Origin of the sequence: Psychrobacillus sp. PGGUH221 (genome assembly GCF_042055255.1) — a bacterium.
Classification (GTDB): Bacteria; Bacillota; Bacilli; order Bacillales_A; family Planococcaceae; genus Psychrobacillus.
In genome coordinates this window covers 150931-171507 of the sequence record NZ_JAQMHQ010000010.1, presented here as the reverse complement: position 1 = coordinate 171507, position 20577 = coordinate 150931, and the positions used below count along the sequence as shown (strand labels likewise).

Annotated in this window: 22 protein-coding genes and 1 riboswitch; of the genes, 6 read left to right on the top strand and 16 right to left on the bottom strand. The window is 36.7% G+C overall.

Going from position 1 to position 20577, the window contains the following annotated elements:
* Nucleotides 1-9 precede the first annotated feature (9 nt).
* The 8 genes from PGC35_RS17525 to PGC35_RS17490 all read right to left on the bottom strand — a co-directional run bounded on the left by PGC35_RS17525 (nt 10) and on the right by PGC35_RS17490 (nt 8278).
* Entirely contained in the window at nt 10-1092 is a 1083-nt protein-coding gene (locus PGC35_RS17525) for a mandelate racemase/muconate lactonizing enzyme family protein (protein WP_375220063.1), read from the bottom strand.
* Between the two features lie 13 nt (nt 1093-1105).
* Nucleotides 1106-2029, bottom strand: coding sequence for a S66 peptidase family protein (locus PGC35_RS17520; RefSeq protein WP_375220062.1), 924 nt, complete (start codon nt 2027-2029; stop codon nt 1106-1108).
* Nucleotides 2030-2112: 83 nt separating this feature from the next.
* Nucleotides 2113-3759, bottom strand: a complete 1647-nt coding sequence (locus tag PGC35_RS17515; protein ID WP_375220061.1) for a peptide ABC transporter substrate-binding protein — start codon at nt 3757-3759, stop codon at nt 2113-2115.
* Between the two features lie 53 nt (nt 3760-3812).
* The gene (locus tag PGC35_RS17510; protein ID WP_375220060.1) at nt 3813-4820 is read right to left on the bottom strand and encodes an ABC transporter ATP-binding protein; all 1008 of its coding nucleotides are present in this window, start codon (nt 4818-4820) and stop codon (nt 3813-3815) included.
* A 6-nt stretch (nt 4821-4826) separates the two neighbouring features.
* Entirely contained in the window at nt 4827-5774 is a 948-nt protein-coding gene (locus PGC35_RS17505; protein WP_053591270.1) for an ABC transporter permease, read from the bottom strand.
* On the bottom strand, nt 5774-6709 hold the full coding sequence (locus tag PGC35_RS17500; RefSeq protein ID WP_053591269.1) for an ABC transporter permease: 936 nt from the start codon (nt 6707-6709) through the stop codon (nt 5774-5776). The genes PGC35_RS17505 and PGC35_RS17500 overlap by 1 nt, the downstream gene beginning before the upstream one ends.
* Before the next feature lie 15 nt (nt 6710-6724).
* Nucleotides 6725-7549 (bottom strand): M55 family metallopeptidase, encoded by an 825-nt coding sequence (locus tag PGC35_RS17495; protein ID WP_375220059.1) that lies wholly within the window; start codon nt 7547-7549, stop codon nt 6725-6727.
* 417 nt (nt 7550-7966) lie between these two features.
* Nucleotides 7967-8278, bottom strand: a complete 312-nt coding sequence (locus PGC35_RS17490) for a hypothetical protein (protein ID WP_197275675.1) — start codon at nt 8276-8278, stop codon at nt 7967-7969.
* 376 nt (nt 8279-8654) lie between these two features.
* A riboswitch (SAM riboswitch) is annotated at nt 8655-8756 on the bottom strand.
* 191 nt (nt 8757-8947) lie between these two features.
* Here PGC35_RS17490 and corA point away from each other — a divergent pair.
* Nucleotides 8948-9910: a magnesium/cobalt transporter CorA gene (gene corA, locus PGC35_RS17485; RefSeq protein WP_056831241.1), complete on the top strand. Its 963-nt coding sequence runs from the start codon at nt 8948-8950 to the stop codon at nt 9908-9910.
* 33 nt (nt 9911-9943) lie between these two features.
* Here the strand turns inward: corA and PGC35_RS17480 are convergent, their stop codons facing one another.
* The 4 genes from PGC35_RS17480 to PGC35_RS17465 all read right to left on the bottom strand — a co-directional run bounded on the left by PGC35_RS17480 (nt 9944) and on the right by PGC35_RS17465 (nt 12814).
* Nucleotides 9944-10753, bottom strand: coding sequence for a hypothetical protein (locus PGC35_RS17480; protein WP_375220058.1), 810 nt, complete (start codon nt 10751-10753; stop codon nt 9944-9946).
* A 144-nt stretch (nt 10754-10897) separates the two neighbouring features.
* Nucleotides 10898-11275 carry a hypothetical protein gene (locus tag PGC35_RS17475; protein ID WP_053591265.1) on the bottom strand — a complete coding sequence of 126 codons (378 nt, stop codon included), beginning with the start codon at nt 11273-11275 and terminating at the stop codon, nt 10898-10900.
* 19 nt (nt 11276-11294) lie between these two features.
* On the bottom strand, nt 11295-11771 hold the full coding sequence (locus tag PGC35_RS17470; protein WP_056831249.1) for an acyl-CoA thioesterase: 477 nt from the start codon (nt 11769-11771) through the stop codon (nt 11295-11297).
* A gap of 77 nt (nt 11772-11848) precedes the next feature.
* Nucleotides 11849-12814, bottom strand: coding sequence for a DUF4003 family protein (locus tag PGC35_RS17465; RefSeq protein ID WP_375220057.1), 966 nt, complete (start codon nt 12812-12814; stop codon nt 11849-11851).
* A gap of 94 nt (nt 12815-12908) precedes the next feature.
* On the opposite strand from PGC35_RS17465, the gene rluF reads away from it, so the two are divergent.
* From rluF to PGC35_RS17445, 4 genes are all read left to right on the top strand, one after another.
* Complete coding sequence (rluF, locus tag PGC35_RS17460) at nt 12909-13613, top strand: 23S rRNA pseudouridine(2604) synthase RluF (protein ID WP_375220056.1); 705 nt, start codon at nt 12909-12911, stop codon at nt 13611-13613.
* 23 nt (nt 13614-13636) lie between these two features.
* Complete coding sequence (locus tag PGC35_RS17455) at nt 13637-14356, top strand: DUF6904 family protein (RefSeq protein WP_053591261.1); 720 nt, start codon at nt 13637-13639, stop codon at nt 14354-14356.
* 85 nt (nt 14357-14441) lie between these two features.
* Nucleotides 14442-14864, top strand: coding sequence for an SRPBCC family protein (locus tag PGC35_RS17450; protein ID WP_375220055.1), 423 nt, complete (start codon nt 14442-14444; stop codon nt 14862-14864).
* Complete coding sequence (locus PGC35_RS17445; RefSeq protein WP_056831257.1) at nt 14865-15209, top strand: ArsR/SmtB family transcription factor; 345 nt, start codon at nt 14865-14867, stop codon at nt 15207-15209.
* 428 nt (nt 15210-15637) lie between these two features.
* Here PGC35_RS17445 and PGC35_RS17440 read toward each other — a convergent pair whose 3' ends face one another.
* The 4 genes from PGC35_RS17440 to PGC35_RS17425 all read right to left on the bottom strand — a co-directional run bounded on the left by PGC35_RS17440 (nt 15638) and on the right by PGC35_RS17425 (nt 19635).
* Entirely contained in the window at nt 15638-17179 is a 1542-nt protein-coding gene (locus PGC35_RS17440; RefSeq protein ID WP_375220054.1) for a Mur ligase family protein, read from the bottom strand.
* A gap of 277 nt (nt 17180-17456) precedes the next feature.
* Complete coding sequence (locus PGC35_RS17435) at nt 17457-17750, bottom strand: DUF6509 family protein (RefSeq protein WP_053591257.1); 294 nt, start codon at nt 17748-17750, stop codon at nt 17457-17459.
* A gap of 328 nt (nt 17751-18078) precedes the next feature.
* Complete coding sequence (locus PGC35_RS17430) at nt 18079-19095, bottom strand: serine hydrolase domain-containing protein (RefSeq protein WP_375220053.1); 1017 nt, start codon at nt 19093-19095, stop codon at nt 18079-18081.
* A gap of 3 nt (nt 19096-19098) precedes the next feature.
* Nucleotides 19099-19635 carry a DUF4825 domain-containing protein gene (locus PGC35_RS17425; RefSeq protein ID WP_375220052.1) on the bottom strand — a complete coding sequence of 179 codons (537 nt, stop codon included), beginning with the start codon at nt 19633-19635 and terminating at the stop codon, nt 19099-19101.
* A 102-nt stretch (nt 19636-19737) separates the two neighbouring features.
* Between PGC35_RS17425 and PGC35_RS17420 the strand changes: the two genes are divergently transcribed.
* Nucleotides 19738-20565, top strand: a complete 828-nt coding sequence (locus tag PGC35_RS17420; RefSeq protein ID WP_056831266.1) for an STAS domain-containing protein — start codon at nt 19738-19740, stop codon at nt 20563-20565.
* The last annotated feature ends 12 nt before the right edge of the window (nt 20566-20577 follow it).

Sequence of the window (20577 nt, the reverse complement as noted above, 5' to 3'; positions counted from 1 at the left end):
ATAAGCCCCCTATTCTGTTTTGACTCGTGATATTCCCAGTCCATTTTCATTGGAAAACTTGATTTTACTCGCTTCGTAAATGACCCCTCCAAGAACAAGATCCTTTGCTAGCATTAGTGGTGCATCAAAGTCAAAGTATTGAATGTTTGGATGACTTGCAGCAAAATGAGCAGCAGCTGTAATACCTATTTTTGTTTCAATCATACTGCCTACCATGCATGCAACACCATTTGCTTCTGCAAGTGTATTTATTTTTTTGGCGTTATATATGCCGCCTGATTTCATCAGCTTAATATTAATCAAATCTGCAGCACGCATTTCTAAAACCCTTTTGGCATCATGTACTGAAAATACACTTTCGTCAGCCATGATTGGTGTATCCGTTCGGTCGGTTACATATTTTAATGCCTCTATATCATGAGCGGGAACAGGCTGCTCTACAAATTCGATAGCAAGACCAGCATCCTCCATGTTTCGGATTGCACGCACGGCTTCTTTTGCATTCCATCCTTGGTTTGCATCAAGTCTTAGCCTCGGTCCATCTCCTACTCTTTCTCGAATTGCATGTATACGGTCAATATCATCCTTTATTTCTCCAATACCAACCTTAACTTTCAGTATGTTAAACCCTTCTTTTACATATCGTTCGGCATCATCTGCCATTTCTGTTGGTTGATTTACACTAACTGTAAAATCCGTTTCGAGCGTACTTCGATACCCTCCTAGAAATTGATACAAAGGAAGTCCGAATTGACGTGAAAGTAAATCGTGTATAGCCATATCAACTGCAGCTTTCGCGCTCGTATTCCTTACAAGAGAGGTGTTCAATTTATGAAAAATCAATTCACTTTCTAATAGATTCATCCCTATTAGCTGAGGCGCTAATATTTCATTGATAGCATACCGAATACTGTCCATCGATTCTCCCGTGATGACATGTGTAGGAGGCGCTTCGCCATAACCGATTTGCCCTTCACTCGTAGTGACCTTAACATAAATGGAATAAGCCGTAGTAACAGTACGTAGCGCTGTTTTAAAAGGTTTTGTTAGCGGAACTGCTACATCACATGTTTCAATAGATTGTATAATCAACCAGAAGTCCTCCTTATTCCACACCTGGAAGGATAATAAGTGATAAGTTTTCTGCATCCAGCTGAGCCTCGGCACCAAACGGAACCGCAAAATGTGGCTCACAATGCCCAATGTTGAAGCCTTTCACTGCGGGCTTTCCTAATCCACCTAAATAGTGATCCAGCACTTCATCTAAAGACAAGGAAACTTTGCGTTTTTTAGGCTCTGCATCATTAAAGTCTCCAATGACAAAACCAGCTGCCTCATCCAACTTGCCTGCTTGTCGAAGCTGATTGAGCATACCGTCTACTCGGTATGGTTCTTCCCCAATGTCTTCTATTAACAATATCTTATCTCTTGTGTCTACTTCGTATTTGGTCCCTATTCCACTTGCAAGTAGCGATAAATTACCACCTGTTAACTCTCCTCGGGCTACTCCCCCCGAAACACTAGTTAAAGGAGAAATGGCTTCTGTATAGTGAAGCTCCATTGGCTCAAATAGCTGTTGAAACATTTTTCTGGATAAATCAGAAAAAGTAGATTTCCCTACATCAGAAGCTAGCATTGGTCCATGGAAAGTGACGATATTGGAATATAAATTCATCCCTGTATGTAAAAAAGTAATATCTGAATAGCCCCAGAAAATTTTAGGGTGTTCATTCATTAATTGAAAATCTATTTTATCTGTGTACCGAGCAGAACCATAACCACCACCAGCACAAATGATTCCGGCGATGTCCGGGTTAGCAAACATTTCATGTAAATCTTCTAATCTATCTTCATCATTACCAGCAAGATAACCATACACGTTTTCTACACTTTTCCCCATTTGATAAGACAAGCCTAATTCATCTAGAAATGCTAGTGAATTGTTTAGCTGTTTTAGATTAGGAGGACTGGAAGGAGCAATAATGCCAATTATATCTCCTTTTTGCAATCTTTTCGGTCGAATTTTCATATAGGTAATCTCCTTAATATAGAAGATGCGGCACTACTTTGAGCACCGCATCCTTCATTACAAAATTTAGGCGCTTATACTTTTTATTCTTTATCTGCCCATTTTAAATCCATATAACCTACCGGATGTCTAACGATACCAGATACATTGGACTTTTCAAGTGTTACTTGGTTGTAATAATGTACTGGGAAAACTGGCATTTCTTCCATTAACATTGCATCTGCTTGGATTAACATTTCCCAACGTTTAGCTTCATCCGTTTCATTTTTAATATCTGTAATTAATTTATCATATTCAGGATTTGACCATGTTGTACGATTCATAGAAGAACCAGTTATGAAGCTTTCTAATGCGTTTACTGGATCAGCATAGTCAAATAAGAAAGATGAACGTGATAATTGGTATTTAAATTCTTTTTGCTCCGCAGCGAATACACTAGCTTCTACGTTTTGCAGCTTCACATCTACCCCTAATACTTCTTTGAACTTACTTTGAAGAGCTTCAGCAATTTTTTTATGAACGTCACTTGTAGAGTATGTTAAGACCACTTCAGGTAATGCTGTATATCCTTCTTCAGCCATACCTTCAGCTAATAATGTTTTTGCTTTTTCTGCATCAAAACCAGTCAATTTACCTGCAGTTTCTCTGAACTCTTTTCCATCTGGACCAATGAAACCATATGGTACAAATCCTTCTGCTGGCTTTTCACCATTTTTCGTTACAAATTCCACGATTTCTTGTTGGTTAACCGCTAAGCCAAATGCTTGGCGAATTTTTTTGTTTGTAAAAGGCTCTTGTGATACGTTAAAACGATAGAAGTATAAACCTGCTTGATCCTCATTTTTAAGCTCTGGATCACTCATTAGTTGATCTGCAAGTTCAGATGGAACACCAGAGACATCTAGTTCTCCAGTTTCGTACATTTGATATTCCGTATTAGAGTCATCTACCATCGCCCATTCCACTTTGTCTAGCTTAACAGAACCTGCATCCCAATAGTTTTCATTTTTTGCAAACGAGAAGCTTACATCATGTTCCCATGATGCCAATTTAAATGGCCCGTTTCCAACAAATGTGTCTGCTTCTGTAAACCACGTTGGGTTTTCCGTCGCCACTTTTTCATTTACCGGGAAAAAGCTTGGATTTGTAATAATATTCAAAAATGCCTCTGTAGGTGCATTTAATTTTACTTCGAACACTTTTTCTTCTAACGCTTTTATTGCAACAGCATCAGCAGTACCTTCCCCATTATTGTAAGCCTCTGCTCCTTCAATGAAATATGCAAGAAAAGCTGCTGGAGAGGCAGTTTCTGGATTTAACATATGCAACCAGCCGTATACGAAGTCACTTGCTAATACAGGGTCTCCATTAGACCATTTAGCATCTTCACGAATTGTAAATGTATATGTCAAACCATCTTCTGATACATCTACTTTCTCAGCCGTAGCTGGCTCTGCAATATGATCCTTTGAAAGTCTTACTAGTCCTTCCATCACATTATTTAATGCATTCCAAGATACTGCATCAAACCCTACGGATGGGTCAAACGAGGTTGGTTCGTTTCCATTATTTAAATAGAGTACTTTTTCTGTTGCTACTTCTACTTCTTCGTTTTCTTCCTCTGTTGTTGTCTCTGCAGGTTTTTCTTCTCCTGCATTTTTATTCGCTGTACAAGCTGATAGCACCAATGCCAAAAATGCTAATGCAAATAACGATAACCACTTTTTCATTCTAGTTCCCCCTTATTGTATATGTGAATGCACTTTCGCGCTCTCATCCAACCCTATCTTTGTTCTAATAATACTTTCGCCCGCTCATCTTGAAGCCAGCAATCCACCGCATGGGCTTCGGATAATCTGGCCGTAAATGGATACGCATGCTCACAAACTTCCATTGCATAATCACAACGGGCAGTGAAAGGACACCCCTTTGGTGGAGAAAATAAATCAGGTGGAGTACCTTCTATTGGTTGTAATTCTTCTTCCTCCAAATCTAGTCGCGGTACCGAATTTAATAATCCTTTAGTATATGGATGCTCTGGGGTATAGAAGATTTCTCTCTTATCACCGATCTCCACAATCTTCCCTGCATACATAACCGCAATTCGGTCTGCAATCTTTGCCACAACCCCTAAATCATGTGTGATTAATATAATTGATATGTCGGTTTTTCTTTGAATCTCTTCAAATAGCTCTAAAATCTGCGCTTGAATCGTCACATCTAATGCTGTTGTCGGCTCATCCGCGATCAATAATTCTGGATCGCAAATAAGTGCAATTGCAATCACTATTCGCTGACGCATACCACCTGAAAACTGGTGGGGAAATTGCTTTAATCGTTCTTCAGGATTTGGAATCCCTACAAGATTTAACATCTCAATTGCTTTCTTTTTTGCTTCTTGCTTCCCTATTTTTTGGTGCGTCCGTAGTCCTTCCGTCAGTTGCTCTCCAATGGAAATTGTAGGATTTAACGCTGTCATAGGATCTTGGAATATCATCGAGATGTCAACACCCTGTATTTTTCTAAGCTGCGCTTTAGACAATTTAGTCAAATCTTTCCCTTTGAAAACAATACTCCCATTTTTAATGATTCCAGCCGGTTGTGGAATTAATCCCATAATTGCATTGGAAGTAACACTTTTACCACACCCAGATTCACCTACAATTGCAAGTGTCTCCCCTTTATATAAATCGAAACTTACACCTCTTATGGCCTCTACTTCCCCTCCAAAAGTACGGAAAGAAACTTGTAAGTTATCCACTTGTAAGATTTTTTGTTTTATGTCATTCACCTACAGCTACCTCCTCAATTTTGGATCAAGTGCATCTTGTAAACCATCTCCCAATACATTAAAAGCAAACATCGTCAGGGAAATGAAAAGTGCTGGAAATAATAAACGCCACCAGTGCCCCGATAAAATTACAGGCAATGCATCATTTGCCATAACACCCCAACTTGCAAAGGGAGCAGCAATTCCTAATCCTAAAAAGCTTAGAAATGCTTCTGCAAAAATAGCACTTGGAACAGTAAGCGTCATTTGAACTATAATCGGACCCATTGTGTTCGGCAGGAGGTTTTTGCGTAAAATTCTAGAAGTCTTTGCACCAAAGGATTTGGAGGCGGTCACGAATTCATAGTTTTTTATTTGAAGTACCTGTCCTCGAACAATACGAGCCATACCTACCCACCCTGTCACCGTAAGTGCAACAATAATAGTGGTTAAGCTCGCCCCCATTACAACCATTAGTAAAATAACAACCAACAAATGCGGCAATCCGTAAAGCACTTCTACTATACGCATCATTACTGCATCCGTTCGTCCACCTTTATATCCACTCAAACCGCCATAAATAATTCCAATGAAAAAGTCTATAAGGGCTGCCATTACTCCTACAAATAAAGAGATTCGAGCACCATACCATGTCCTAGTAAATACATCACGACCAGCCTCATCCGTGCCAAACCAATGGGCAGCAGAAGGCGCCTGATTTTGACTAGGATAATCAGTGGCTGTTACTGAATAAGGAGAAAAAATTGGACCAAATATGGCAAAGAGCGTAAGTAAAATAAGAAATATTAGCCCGCCCATTGCAAGTTTATTTTTTCGGAGTCTGCGCCATGCATCTTTCCAATAAGATAACGACGGCCTTACAACAGCCTCCGCTTTTTCTTGATTTTTTGGTTTTGGTCTAAACCACTCGTCCTGTACATTTTGTGGGGAAACCACATTTTGTGGGTTTGTCATTACGCATCCCCCTCTTTACGGTGTAATTTTATTCGTGGATCTAGAAATCCGTATACAATATCTACAAGAAACAACATGAATACGAGAAACGCACTATAGAAAACGGTAGACCCCATAATAACCGGATAATCTCGGTTGTTAATACTCTCTACGAAGTATTTTCCCATTCCTGGAATGGCAAATATCCGCTCAATAACAAAAGTCCCTGTTAATATACCAGCAAGCATTGTTCCTAAAATAGTTACAACCGGCATAAGGGCATTTCTTAACGCATGTCGCACGACGATTCTCACCGGTGAAAGACCTTTTGCCCGGGCCATTTTTATATAGTCCTGAGTCAATACTTCGAGCATGCTAGATCTCGTTAATCGTGCAATTATTGCTGTAGGACCTGTTGCAAGAGCTAAAGTAGGTAATATCATATGTATCGGGCTGCTCCAAGTAGCCGCTGGAAACCATTCCAAGTTTACTGCCAATTGTTGAATAAGTAAGGTTGCTAGCACGAAATTCGGGACAGAAATCCCTACAACGGCAAAAGTCATTGCTAAGTAGTCAATTATTCCGTTGTGCCGGAGTGCAGCAAGCGTCCCTAAGATAATTCCAGATATTAAAGCGACTAGTATCGTAACCATTCCCAACTCAAAAGATATTGGGAATCCCCTTGCAAGTAATTCATTTACGGAGTCATTCGGCTTTTTAATCGATGGTCCAAAGTCAAATGTCACAATCGACTTTAAATAATACAAATACTGAACATGCATCGGTTCATCAAGTTTGTAAAACTTTTCTAAGTTTGCTTGAATCGTAGGATTAGATGTCCTTTCTCCTTCAAATGGAGACCCTGGAACCGAATGCATTAATATGAAGGTTACGGTAGCAATGATAAGAATCGTAGCAATCATCATAATAAAACGTTTAATAATATATTTCGCCATAAGCAAACTCCCCCCTTAACAAAATTTCGTTTGCATTGCTAGCTCTACCATTACAAGCATCGCCCGGTATGCTTCTAATATATCTTTTGCCTCGAACTTAACTATTGTCGTTCCTTCTATAATTTCACAACCAGGTATAAGTGCCGCCCATTCCGCTTGACCATAATTAACAAATTCAATACGTAATGTTGGATTTTTAGGAGGGGTGAGCGGTTTGATTTGATCTCTATTACTAATCGCTACAGCTACCTTTTCTCTCAATAGTGCATGTGCTTTTTGTGGATGCAATGTCTTAACCGCTGATCTTGAGATAGACTCTTTCACTACTGCAGTGACAACTCCAGGAATCAGTGCCTCAGCTTCTTTACACGCACCATCATCGCCTGCAACCATAATAACTGGTACACCAAAGTGCCCTGCTACATATGCATTTAATCCCAGTTCACCAATTTCTACATCGTTTATATACATATTTCTAACTCCGAATATCATTGAGTGACTCATTACTCCAGGTTGTCCTGCTCTCGAATGATAACCAGCAAATACTGCACCAAGGTAAGATTCATCTAATGCCTGCACCATCGAAAACGGCTTCACATCTCCCGTTATTAAAGAAGCTTCTGGATGCAACTCTTCTACTAAAATATTATTCATTTTAGAGTGACTATCATTAACTAAAATCTCTTTTACACCTACAGATAGAGCACCTTCTACAATTGCATTTGCCTCTTGTGTCATTATACGGCGAGCACGTTCATAATTATGCTTACTGGAGTCCACAAAAGTATGATCCGGCAAACCTGTGATTCCTTCCATATCAATTGAAAGAAAAAGCTTCATTTCCATCCCCCTTAATCATTTCACCCATCAAAATAAATATAACTTTATCAAAATATATAGAAAATTACAATATGTCTAAATATTTATAATGCCTTTTTTTTGGTAAATACACGGATTTGATGAGTAATGCGAACATTAACAAAAAATTTTAAACAAAGGAATAGATTAAGGATTTTACACACAAAAAAAGCAAATGCGCTTTTAAAAAGGCATTTGCTCCTGCGCCGTTTCACTTGCTCGTCGCAGTTAAGTTCGGTTGCTCCTGCGTAGCATAGCTACTCGTCGCAGTTGAGATCGTTGCTCCTGCGTTGCGGTTGCTACTCGTCGCAGTTAAGTTCGTTTGCTCCTGCGTTGCGGTTGCTACTCGTCGCAGTTAAGTTCGTTGCTCCTGCGTTGCCGTAGCTAACAATAATATCCTTAGTAACGAGGACCGAAGAAAGGACGTTGGAATGGTTGTTGGAATCCTCCTTGCGGATATGGGTATGCTTGTAGGGGTGGATTCACAACTACGTTTCGATTGGTCTCTGTAAAGTAATGCTGTGGAACATTTACAATATGCTCGCGATTCACATTAACGATTGGATGAATTACAGGTTGCATTCTCGGTATAAAGGAATCACGTACACGATATTGCGGTGGACATACAATTGGCTGCGCAGGTGGTTGTTGCCATGGGGATACTTGAGGTTGATGGCATGAATGACAAGGTCTATGATGATATTGGTTCACAATAAATTCACCTCCTTCTTGCACTTATATTAGTAAATGCAAAAGCAGGCTATAGAAACTAGACAAACACCTCAGTTAATTACAAATAAAAATGAACCCGAATAACTAATCAACCCCTTTGCCAGTATATAGACAAGGGGGTTGATTAGTTCAAAACTCTGTGTGGTGTAAAATAAATACTTTCTTTCTCTATTGATCAAATGGGATCTTCAAAAAAGAAGTTTTATATTTAACTCGATACACTTCTTACGAATGGGTAACTGAAGTGAACGAGGTGAAACCAAAGCCAAAATTCTTTCCATATAGCTCTTTAAATCAAATAAAACCTCTTCTTAGAAACAAGAAGAGGTTTACACGTCGTTAAGTGATTATTCTCTTCTTATCTTCAAGCCTAAAAGCTTTTGGAATTAGCACAGTGCAAAAATGCCTGTTGCTGAGGTATCCTAGGGCCAAGTCCCTCCACCTCTCTTGATAAGAAAGTTGTTATATTTGATTAATACCCACTATACAGATAGAAATTATATATGTCAATACTATTTTTTATTTAATCAAACTTTTCCAGTCATTATAAATAATTTATAGGTTAAATATTATGAGGTGTGTTTTGATGGAAGTATGCGAATATGAGATAATGGCAACATGCATTCAATGTAAAAGTGAGGTTTTGATATGATTCAAACGATGGGCATTACAACCGATCACGAAATAATATGTGATTTTCCTCTCCATGATATTAAAAATAAAACGTTTGAATGGTATTGGATTGATATTGGAGAACCTTCTCAAGAAGAAGAGAATCTTCTTAGCTCTTTTTTCCATTTCCATCCGCTAGCAATAGAAGACTGTTTACTAAGACTTCAACGTCCAAAGTTAGACCATTATGATGGGTATGCGTTTTATGTTCTACATACCATTAATGAAGAAACGTTAGAAGCGGAAGAACTAGATATTTTTGTTGGAAAGGATTATGTTGTCACCTTCCACTTTCCACCTATGCATGAATTGGCTCAAGCACGAGAACGCATTATTCGAAATTCAGAAGGCTGGGAACGTGGGGCCATGCATGCAACCTATCATATCGTCGATAAAGTAGTGGATGCTTATTTTCCAATCGTCTATAAAATTGAGGATTATTTGAATGAAGTAGAAGACAAGCTTTCTTCAGATATGAGACATTTATCTATAGATCAAGTTTTTGACTTACGTAGTGATTTGCTTAGATTACGTAGAACAGTGATACCTATGCGGGATTTATTGTACCGTATTATGAATTCCGAACGAATAAATTTACAACACTCTGAACGTGCATATTTTGGAGACATTTATGATCACTTGCTAAAGCTCACGGAAATGATTGAATCTAATCGAGAACTTACTGCAGATATTAGAGACAGTCATATGTCGATTAACTCTAGTCGAATGAATCGGATTATGATGATTTTAACGATCGTATCCACCGTTTTTATACCATTGACATTTATCGTAGGAGTATACGGAATGAATTTTGCGTATATGCCTGAGCTAGAGTGGAAATATGGTTATTTTGTCGTGATGGGATTGATCGTTGTTATTGCTCTTTCCATGCTTGCTTGGTTTAAATTTAAAGGCTGGTTTTCTCTATTTAAAAACTAAAAAAGAGCTGACGTCGTAATGTCAGCTCCTTTTTTATTTTACGTTACCGGTCCAATAGTAAAATAATGCAGTAAAAGTGAGTTTTTGAGCATGGGTCAAGTCATGTGCAAGCGACACATGCACGTTTACTGCTTGTATTTCAAATGCAGGATGAGTTGCATAAGGAAAAATTCCAAAACGGTACGTAGCTAACCGTTTTCCATTGGAATCATCGACATCAATATCTCCATACATACTTTTTGCTTCCATTTGCAGTATCTTCTCATTGTTCGCATTAAAAATAATGGCTCTATTTTTAACTGAAAAAGGAGGCATGACAACAGTGGATAAATGGTTTTTTGTGTGGTCATAAACTTTTATCTGCATAAATTTTAATTTATTTTTCAAAGTGAATTGACTGACTATACTATCATCCATTGTTTTTAAATTGTATGTAATGGGTATCAACATTCCCTTTTGAAAGATCTCAAATGCAGATAGCATCTTCTTAACTCCATGGTCCTTAGCAGGTTCAATCTTATATAAACGTTCTCCTCTTCCTGAAACTAAGTAGGTAACTGGAATAATAGATACATCCCTTTGAAAATTAAGTTCTTTTATGGGAAATTCAGCAGAATAATATTCACTATCTATTTGCTGCTCTTTCGGTAATTTGTCTGCAGCATTTTGAATGACAAAAGAAGTACTAAACAATATAAAAACCGTAAATCCTATTAAAAAATGAGTCTCAAAATCGTACAACAGTACATCTCTAAAAATAACTACTAAAACTATGTATAGGCCAAATATTAGTATCGATCCTAGCTTTGTATATTTTGCAGCACGTTCGTATATATGTTGCATAGCCCATCACTCCTTCTTTTATGCTTACGAATGAACATTTGAAATGGTTTCATTATGATAAAGCATTCCAAAGTAAGGGATTGAATCTTGATCTATAGAAAAAAACCTTTAGAAGACCTATTTTAAGGGACTTCTAAAGGTTTTTTAGTGTTTTTCAATTGCACGAACGTATAATTTTTTCAAGAAATATCCTAATACATATAAACTAATAAGCGCAAAAGCAATTAGTAATAGGTCCTCTACTGCAGTTGGCAAACTTAGAGGAACTATAAAAATGCTGAATAAGACAAATAAATAAATAATACCTGCAATACCCGCTATAAGCACTACTCCAATAATAGAAAGCTGTGCATAGGTGAGCTGTTTAATATGGTGTCTTTGCCTAATTATTTCAAGAACAATAGCAAGTGCTATGATTGTGAATGTGATAGTAACCTCGCCAAAATACGCGTAGTTTATTAAATATACAACGAGCAGCGTGATCATAATATACTTATAAAATTCATCTATTTGTTTAAGCATATATTCACATCCTTATCAATTAGTAATTCATCTCTAATCGCTGTTTACGATGGATACGTCTAGCAGGACCTGATTCAAATAAACGAGTTTCTTCTTCTGTTTCAGGATGAATACCCGGTACCGAAACAGGCTTACCATTTTCATCTACTGCAACCATTGTTACAAAAGACTCCGTTGTAAGTTTTTCTTCTCCAGTTATTAAATTCATCGAGGTTACTCGAACATAAACTTCCATAGATGAACGACCTGTATTTGAAACAACAGCCTCTAACTCCAATACATCCCCTACTTTTGCAGAAGAAAGGAAATCAACAGAGTCTATTGAAGCAGTTACCACTGCACCTTGCGCATGCTTCATGGACGAAATCGCTGCGATCTCATCGATAAATGCAAGTACCCGTCCACCAAAAATAGTTTGGTGATGATTTGTATCAGGCGGAAGGATCAAGTGGGTTTGTATAGTTCTAGATTGACTCATTGGATTTGTGTTCATCATGTATTACTCCTCAAAATTTTCTTTATTTGCTCTATCGTTTTTTCGTAAAGCATATCAGTTATAGTATAGCATGAAGATCATTCAGTGTTCGAAGATGAAGCTGCGGCACTTGAAGCTGCGATTGTTGAAATCATCATTGCCTGTTGTGCTTGAAGTAGCATTTCAAGCGATGTTGCCATTGAGATGGCCGCTGTAGTATAAGTGTCTTTGGAAGCTCTCATTTCCCATCCAAGAGCGATAGATAGAGCACTATCCTTATACCAAGAGAATAGTTTCATACTCGCTAGTGATTCATATGTTGTAACTATTGCTTGTAGTTGTTCTTCATTCATTTTCAGTGCAGCCATAAATCCAATCATAGGATATTGAGGGGCTGATGTTTTTATCTTTACACTTTTTAATCCATCTCGAATAATGACTGCACGTTTCACCAAGTCTTCCTCATATTCAGCATTTGTATACGTTAGTACCTGCGACATCCATTGTAGTTCATTTCCGGAGTAGAATTTATAATTTCTAAGCTCCTGATAGTAGCGATTCATCGTTTCTGCACGGACAGCGGTATCTCCATTTAATTTCCCTAAAAACATGGCATAGGGATAATCGTCTGTTGATGTTAAAAACCGATGGTGCTTCTTCATATCCGCCATTAGCTGTTTAGACCGTTCCATTTCCTCTGTCCAGTTTACTTTGTCATCTGACATCAATAACGCTGCTAAATAAGTATAACTATTTACTTTAAAGGAAGAGTTTTTTAATGCTTCTATCTTCTCTAATAATAAATCTACAGCTTGTTGTGGCTCTTGGCCTGCTACATCTAATGTAGCAATGAAAAGCGGGTTTAAGTGTGAACGTAATGGAGAGAATATACCCGCTTTCTTTTTAATAACGATCTCTATTTCCTTGAATCTACTTTCATTTAGTTCTTTATCTAGCGTCACATAATAACCAGCAAGCGAGAGAGTGACACGTTTATCAACACCCCAGCTTAATAATTTTTTTAAAGTGTTGAATGTCTCTTCTATTTTTTGATTAATCGTCATAGTCAATCACTCCTTTTCTTTTTTACGCGCTTTACTCTAAAATAGTTTCAAGTTTTGTTATAATCATTCTAACAAGAAAAGTAGGTGTTTTAGGATGCGCATTAATAAATTTTTAAGTGAAGCTGGAATTGTCTCAAGACGTGGTGCCGATAAATGGATAACAGATGGTAGAGTAACTATCAATGGAATGATGGCTGAACTTGGAAGTAAAGTGGAAGCTGGAGACGACGTGCGTGTAGACGGAAAACCGATTGCCGTTGAACAACCATTAGTGTATCTCGTTTTGAATAAACCGGTCGGTATCACCAGCACAACAGAACGTCACGTAAAAGGTAATATTGTCGATTTTGTCAATCACCCACTTCGTATTTTTCATATTGGTCGCTTAGATAAAGATTCGGATGGATTAATTTTGATGACGAATGATGGAGACATAGTGAATGAAATATTACGGGCTGAAAATAAACATGAAAAAGAATATATTGTTACTGTAAATGAAAGAATAACCGATTCATTCATTGAAAAAATGGCTTCTGGTGTAAATATTTTAGGAACGAAAACACTACCCGCAAAAGTAAAAAAAGTTGGTCAAAATACTTTTAATATAACTCTTACACAAGGTTTAAACAGACAAATAAGAAGAATGTGTTCTGCACTAGGATTTACTGTGAAGAGATTACAACGTATTCGTATTATGAATATAACATTAGAAGGTCTATCTATTGGAGAATGGAGAGAATTGACCGATTTAGAGAAAAAAGAATTGTTTTCTACGCTTAACTATTCACCAAAAAGGTAATAGAACCTTAGGAGGTGGAGAATATGCTTGCGTTAAAAAGCACGGAAAATATGACGGGCGTATTAATTAGTGGTGATTTTTGGGATTTAGATGAGCTTTGCTCTGCAATACATCATCTGACGGGAAAAGAAGATCGATATATGGACTGGCAAGGAGCTCGAATGCGTTTATTAGGTGTGACATCCGAAATACGTTATGCCTATCAAGGAAATCGCAATATTGATTTTGTAGCAAATGGCTTACACAAAGAAATGATGAAATCCCATGACTTTATAGCTCCAGAAAATAATATTTATTACTCTACCGAGATTTTGTGGCCTGAGCTAGTTTTCTCATTTATTGCCTTAAATGATTTTATCCAGTTATATAAAAAATACGAATTTGCGAATGATTTTGATTTGCATATTGTAAATGTTCGCAAATTCCAAGCACTTATTTCGGAAGCATGGAAGGATATATTAACAAACGAAGAGTACGCAGTAATACTGAGTGCTGTTTATTCACCAGAAACAACTGTAGAAGAATATGCAATTCAGTATATTGATATGTTAAATCTATCTTATATTGAGATGACTAAAGAGCAACGAACTAAATCTTTTTCTTCAATCGTCCAAAATATCGTAATGGAAAATGGCGAATATGAGGCTATCAAGAAAAAAGTAATTGCGGAAGCTAGTAAAACAAAAAGTGCTATACACGATTTACGTTTTAATGTGAACTACCCAGAACAGATTGAATGGTAATCACTTGACATGAAACCATTTTGTTTCGTATTATTTTATATGAAACCATTTGGTTTTATTTTTTTTGGAGAAAGAAGGATATTATGTGGGAAATAAACTTAAAGATATTATACAAACAGTCACTATAAATGCACCTATTCAAAAAGTATGGGAAAATGTATCAACCGCTGATGGGATTGCAAAATGGTTTATGCCGAATGACTTTCAATTAGAAGAGGGATACGAGTTTCATATTCAATCTCCTTTCGGTCCATCCCCTTGTAAAGTAACAGAAGTAGACCCGCCAAATAAGCTTTCTTTTATTTGGGATACAGAAGGATGGTTTGTTTCATTTATTTTAAAAGAGATGGACGATAAAACAGAATTTACTCTTATTCATGGCGGTTGGAAAGAAGCAGATGACAAACTTATAAAACCGAATGAAAAAAGTTCTGTTATCCGTGATAGAATGGCTCATGGTTGGGAAGGAATCGTACAAGAGCGTTTAAGAAAGGCTATTGAAAATTAAGTGGAAACTTCTGCAAAAAAGTATGATGTATTTCAGGCCATAGCCGATCCAACTCGCAGAGAGGTTCTAAAGCTACTAGCTGAAAAAGAGCTACCGATTTCGGAAATCACTTCCCACTTCCCAATGAGTCGTACCGCAATAGCAAAACATCTTAACGTGTTAACGGAGGCTGAGTTAGTCAGTGGTCAAAAGGTTGGAAGAGAAAAGATCTATCGCCTTCATACAGAACCATTACAGGAATTAAAACAATGGCTTTCTTACTATGAGCAATTCTGGCATAACAAACTATCCATCCTTAAGCATGTAGTAGAAAATAGTGAAAATAATACCCGAGAAACTGAGTAAAGGGAAATACCCTCGTCTGCATTTGAAAATTGCGCCATTTAAAAGCAAAACTATTTTCAATCGTTTCCAGATAGCTGTGGACAGACTTGGCTATATCATTACCGTGTGATTTTTAGGAGAGGAGGATCGTGACTAGCGTCACGATCCCCTCTCTTTTTTTGTAATCCAGTGGCTATTGTAATTCGAAAATCACCATACTTTGGTGATTGTTATACGGTTGGAACGCGGGTTTTAAATGTGGTTTAGAAACGAAAATTTCTCCAATAACATCTAGAGGAAATGTCATTTGCATGTTTTAGATCGGCGCTCGCCCGCGGAAGCGTCCGCTTGGAACGTAATAATGTCGCACTTTTAAAGAGCAGCTATGAAGAAAGAGGCTGCCCTTAAAAGTCTTTTTTATGACTTTCAGAACAGCCCCTGTTTTACTTTTACGAGTTCCCTGCTACACGTTTTTCAAGTGGTTGGAATAGCTTCTTTTTGTCTACATCTGGTCGAATGGTTTCCAGTTGCTCCAACGCAATCTTTGCACCATAATCCATACCTTGACATCCAGCCAGTAACAATAGATCGCCATCCGTCACTTCTCCCAAACTACGTTCGATTGCATCTGGTAACTCTTCGTACAGATGAACTATAATACCTGCTTCATCCATCACTTCTTTAAATACTGCAACCTCCGCATCTGAAACTACATCCTTCTGAGTGACATGTGAACGGCTAAGGGTTGCAGTGATTTCATGAATACCAAGTCTAGGAGCCCATCTTGCAATAGCTTCTGCATTTTCTTTATTGACCGTTACTCCACGATCTCCCCGAATAGCATATACAAGTGATACGCGATTGAATTCCATTTTTTCTAATGTTCCTAACGTAATATCTATATTTCCACTATTAGCGAAATGATCATCAATGATTTTAAAATCTTCTTCAAAGATTATTTCAAAACGACGTTCCACTCCAACAAATTCAAATAAGCTTTTTTGAATAGTTTCAACAGGTACTTCACAAAGTAACCCAATGACAATGCTTACCATTGAGTTATATACTGAATGGAATCCAGGAGTAGAAAGTTCAATTTGAAATTGCTGCTTTGGAATAACAAGATCTGATGTAATTAGGTCACGTGTAATATCTACAGTAAATATAGCTCGTCCTGTCGATAAATCTAAGTTTTTACATAAGACGTCTGCCGTTTGATTTTCTACTCCTATTGTGATTACTTTTGCTTTTGTTTTATTTACAAGCGAAGCAGAATATTTATCGTCTAGATTTAAAATAGCGACCTTGTCAGCTCCCGCGTTACGAATAAGACTAGATTTATGCATAAAATAATTCTCGAAAGAAGAATGCAAATCAATATGCTCTCTACTTATATTATTTAGAGTTACTATATCAAAATCAACACAGCCCACTCGATTTAACTCTAGTGCTGAAGAAGAGACTTCCATTGTTGCGTGAGTAACTCCAGCGTCGACCATTTGTGCATAAAAGCGTTGTAAATCTAGAGATTCTGGAGTCGTTAATTCGGATGGCTCTGCATAATCTCCAATTTTTACAACTACCGTCCCCATTAATCCTGTAGTCAATCCATGATTCTCTAAAATGGCATTTGTCATAAAGGATGTAGAAGTTTTCCCATTTGTCGCAGTTATTCCAATTGTTTTTAATTTTCTCGTTGGGTGATTATAAAATGTATCTGCAAGCGTCGCAAGAGCAACACGACCGTTCTCTACCTTGTACTGAGGAACTTCTAATCCCTCTATAAAATCTTCGACAACTAGTGCAATCGCACCATTTTCAACTGCTTGTCCCGCAAATTGATGTCCATCTACCTTAAATCCTTTTATACAAACAAATACTTGTCCTTTTTCTACTTTTCGAGAGTTATAGGCAAGTCCGGTTATCTCTATCTCTTTTTCGTTTTTGACTTCTAATATACTTACATATTCCATTATCTTTGTAATTTCCATTAAAATGGCCACCTTTATTAATGATGAAATTCGCCTTGGCGTCTTTGTGTCTAGATGTTTATCGAGCTCACCCGATAAAGTCTCATTAAAATCAGTCACATTCATGCAGGAATTAACATTATTCCGTAGTGGTGATTTCCTGATGAATAGTGTTAAATCATTATCTTACAGTTTACCCCAATTATCAAAAGAAGAAAACAGCTAAGATAAATCGCTGCGTGAATAAACATTTTTATACATTAAAAAAGAGAAGGATCTCCCTTCTCTAAAGTATTTTTTATATCGCCTCGTTAAAATGTTCCTTACAAAAGTTGAGAACAAGTGCCTCTTCTTCGTCTTCTAAACCAAAATCCAATACTTTGCCATTGCTTCTGTTTAAAATGTGATATTGAACAATTCGTTCCACTGCATCTTCCACTGCTAAAATAACCCTTATATCTAAAGAATCGCCTTCTTCAAATAGTTCATCTTCTTCCGGTACTTCAATACCAAGTAAAAATTCGTAACGATCCCCTACAATGATTCCTGTAGGATCTTTTATTTTTTCAACCTCATAGGATGTTATGTTCAAAAATTCCACCTCCATTAAATTATTTTATCACTTTCTAGTTAGAAAATAATGCCCTAACTATTTTGTTGTTATAATGAATATACAAAACATATTAGGGGGAGAACAAACTGAAACTTAACGCAGAAAAGATTATATATATTATTGTCCCACTATATCTTCTATTATTAGTATTTGGAAAAGGTCTTAATAGTATCCTTTTCTCCATTCTTTCATTGGTCTTGGGAATCACTATGCTCTATCTAGCCTATAAACTACTACGAAAACAAAGAGAAGAGCGAAAAAAGAGTTGAAAAATCCTGCATTACTTCTGCAGGATTTTTTAATCTTATCACATCAGTTCATCTTCTATTTCTTTCATTACTTTAAATGCGCCTTTAGAGATATTTGCACATATCGCTAGTGTGATGTTGGATTGCGGATAAAAAGCAGAATGGAAGCTTACGCCTGGGTCATAACCCATTACATGATACTTAAAAATAGTTCCCTCTTTTTTAGCAATCCATACTCCATAACCATAAAAGTCATTCCCATCTTCCAGTACATGTGGAAAAAGTAATTGATTGGTTACCGATTCACTTAATAGCGCATTACTCAAAAGAGCATCCCAAAACTTCACCATGTCCATAGCACTTACAAAGGCTCCTCCATCCGACCCCCCCTGGACAGGCAATGAATATACATTTGTTTTCCAAGTGCCGTCCTTGTAATCTATATACCCAGTAGCAACATTCCCAGGAAGTTTATCTAAAGCAAAATAACCGGAATCGACCATTCCTGCTTTATCAAAAACATGTTGTTGTACATAATCGGTAAATACTTGTCCACTCACTTTTTCAATGATTAAACCTAGAAGAATATAGCCAGCATTATTATAGTGAAATCGCTCACCTGGATTAGCTTTCATTTTTTCATTTTGAAAAAAAGGTAAAAAATCCTCCAAATGACGCATATGATACATCGGTTTAGCTATCCATAATTCTTCAAAATCATCCATAACCTCTTCATCAAAATAATCGGGAATACCTGATGTATGGGTTAATAGGTGATGAATTGTTATATTTTCATCGAAATACGGAAAAGAGATATCTAAGCATTCCATAAGCTTCGTATCAAACGTTAGCTTTTGCTTCTCAACAAGCTGACAAATAGCAACAGCTGTGAAGATTTTACAGCCAGATGCGATACCGAAACGTGTATCTTTCCTATTTTTTATAGAGTCTCCACGATTAGCATAGCCAGTGTTAGATTCTAAAAGCACTGATTCTCCATTTTTAACAAAAGTCACCCCTGAAAAATCTATTTCTCTTTGAATTTGCTCTATTTTTGTCATTAAACTACCCATCATTGTTTATTCCCCCTGTTTTGTATAAAAATTTAGCCATGCACCGCTATCCTTCTCCAGCAAAGGTTTTTGTACTAATTTCTTAAAAACTTCTGGATTAATTAATTGAGAAAAGTCGTTTCCAAACCATTCTTTCACATTAGCTTTCTTAACGACATATGTTCGATCTGAATACTGTAAATGGATTTCTTCTATATTTTTAATTAGCACAAAAGCAGCTGTAGTGTTGTAAATGACTGCTTTTTCCGTTTCTTCACTACTTAGAGAATCATAGTTTACAACTAATATTAATTTCTCCGAATCCATTTCTATACTTTTTTTATCATTAGCTAGCGGCAAGTTATTGAATAGATTACTTGTATTAGCTGCGTCTCCCATGTAGTCATTTTCATAAGCCAATACTTTCTCAAAAGAGTGAGTAGCTACACTTAACTGACTTGTTTTATCCTCTATTACGTTTTTTTGATTGTTATTTAAAACATAAACTACACCGATAAGTAAAAGCATAGCCATAATGATGATTAGCCATGTGTTTTTTTGCATTTAATTCCCTCCAAGCTATGCCACTGTATAAGAACATCACTAGTATAAAATCATTAAGTAATCTACAATATAATTACTAGAATATAGAAAACGAGGGATTCCATGAGTAAACTTAATGAAGATTTATATAATTATTTAATAGAGAATAAATCAAAAATTACAGATGAATGGATTACCTGTCAACTTCTCGCAAACCCAACATATGTTACATTAAAAACTGAAGCATATTTAAGGAAAGAAAATGAAGCTTTAATAGAAGCTATTACATCTATTTTTGTACAAAACAAAGATAAATTTAAAGAATATATTGATAATCGTGCATTTAAAGTTGCTGAAAAAAGAGCTACAGAATCATTCCCTATTCATGAAAGTATTCAGGGATTTAATAATACACGTAAAGTTTATTGGAACTTTGTGCAAGAATTCATTAAATCTACTGATAAGATAGTTACTGTAGACGATGTCTCTAGTTGGTCAAATGAAATGAATTCAGCCTTTGATTATATAGTGCAAATATTTTCAAAACATCATTACGAACTAACTCAGCAAATGCTCGAATATCAACAAGCTCTAATTTTAGAGCTAAGCAGTCCTGTCATCCCAATAAAGGAGGGCATTGGTGTGTTACCACTTGTTGGTAAAATTGATTCCCAACGGAGTCAAATAATATTGGAATCGACTTTAGAGCAATGCACTGCAAAAAAACTTTTTACTATTTTTATTGATTTATCTGGAGTTCCTATTCTGGATACAATGGTGGCCCAACAGCTATATCAACTTCTAGTAGCACTTAAACTGATTGGTGTAGAGCCTATTTTTTCTGGTATACGACCAGAATTAGCAAGGACAGCGCTATCCTTAGAAATAGACTTTTCATCGATTAAAACATATTCTACTTTATCCCAAGCACTGATTGCCCATCAAAATTAATAGCGAACAAAT

What these genes read in the sequence shown, in the direction of transcription:
- PGC35_RS17515 (WP_375220061.1), bottom strand. Translation starts at nt 3,759, where the DNA reads ATGAAAAAGTGGTTATCGTTATTTGCATTAGCATTTTTGGCATTGGTG.
- PGC35_RS17495 (WP_375220059.1), bottom strand. Translation starts at nt 7,549, where the DNA reads ATGAAGCTTTTTCTTTCAATTGATATGGAAGGAATCACAGGTTTGCCG.
- PGC35_RS17500 (WP_053591269.1), bottom strand. Translation starts at nt 6,709, where the DNA reads ATGGCGAAATATATTATTAAACGTTTTATTATGATGATTGCTACGATT.
- PGC35_RS17420 (WP_056831266.1), top strand. Translation starts at nt 19,738, where the DNA reads ATGAGTAAACTTAATGAAGATTTATATAATTATTTAATAGAGAATAAA.
- PGC35_RS17425 (WP_375220052.1), bottom strand. Translation starts at nt 19,635, where the DNA reads ATGCAAAAAAACACATGGCTAATCATCATTATGGCTATGCTTTTACTT.
- PGC35_RS17440 (WP_375220054.1), bottom strand. Translation starts at nt 17,179, where the DNA reads ATGGAAATTACAAAGATAATGGAATATGTAAGTATATTAGAAGTCAAA.
- PGC35_RS17470 (WP_056831249.1), bottom strand. Translation starts at nt 11,771, where the DNA reads ATGATGAACACAAATCCAATGAGTCAATCTAGAACTATACAAACCCAC.
- PGC35_RS17480 (WP_375220058.1), bottom strand. Translation starts at nt 10,753, where the DNA reads ATGCAACATATATACGAACGTGCTGCAAAATATACAAAGCTAGGATCG.
- PGC35_RS17465 (WP_375220057.1), bottom strand. Translation starts at nt 12,814, where the DNA reads ATGACGATTAATCAAAAAATAGAAGAGACATTCAACACTTTAAAAAAA.
- corA (WP_056831241.1), top strand. Translation starts at nt 8,948, where the DNA reads ATGATTCAAACGATGGGCATTACAACCGATCACGAAATAATATGTGAT.
- PGC35_RS17505 (WP_053591270.1), bottom strand. Translation starts at nt 5,774, where the DNA reads ATGACAAACCCACAAAATGTGGTTTCCCCACAAAATGTACAGGACGAG.
- PGC35_RS17430 (WP_375220053.1), bottom strand. Translation starts at nt 19,095, where the DNA reads ATGATGGGTAGTTTAATGACAAAAATAGAGCAAATTCAAAGAGAAATA.
- rluF (WP_375220056.1), top strand. Translation starts at nt 12,909, where the DNA reads ATGCGCATTAATAAATTTTTAAGTGAAGCTGGAATTGTCTCAAGACGT.
- PGC35_RS17455 (WP_053591261.1), top strand. Translation starts at nt 13,637, where the DNA reads ATGCTTGCGTTAAAAAGCACGGAAAATATGACGGGCGTATTAATTAGT.
- PGC35_RS17520 (WP_375220062.1), bottom strand. Translation starts at nt 2,029, where the DNA reads ATGAAAATTCGACCGAAAAGATTGCAAAAAGGAGATATAATTGGCATT.
- PGC35_RS17475 (WP_053591265.1), bottom strand. Translation starts at nt 11,275, where the DNA reads ATGCTTAAACAAATAGATGAATTTTATAAGTATATTATGATCACGCTG.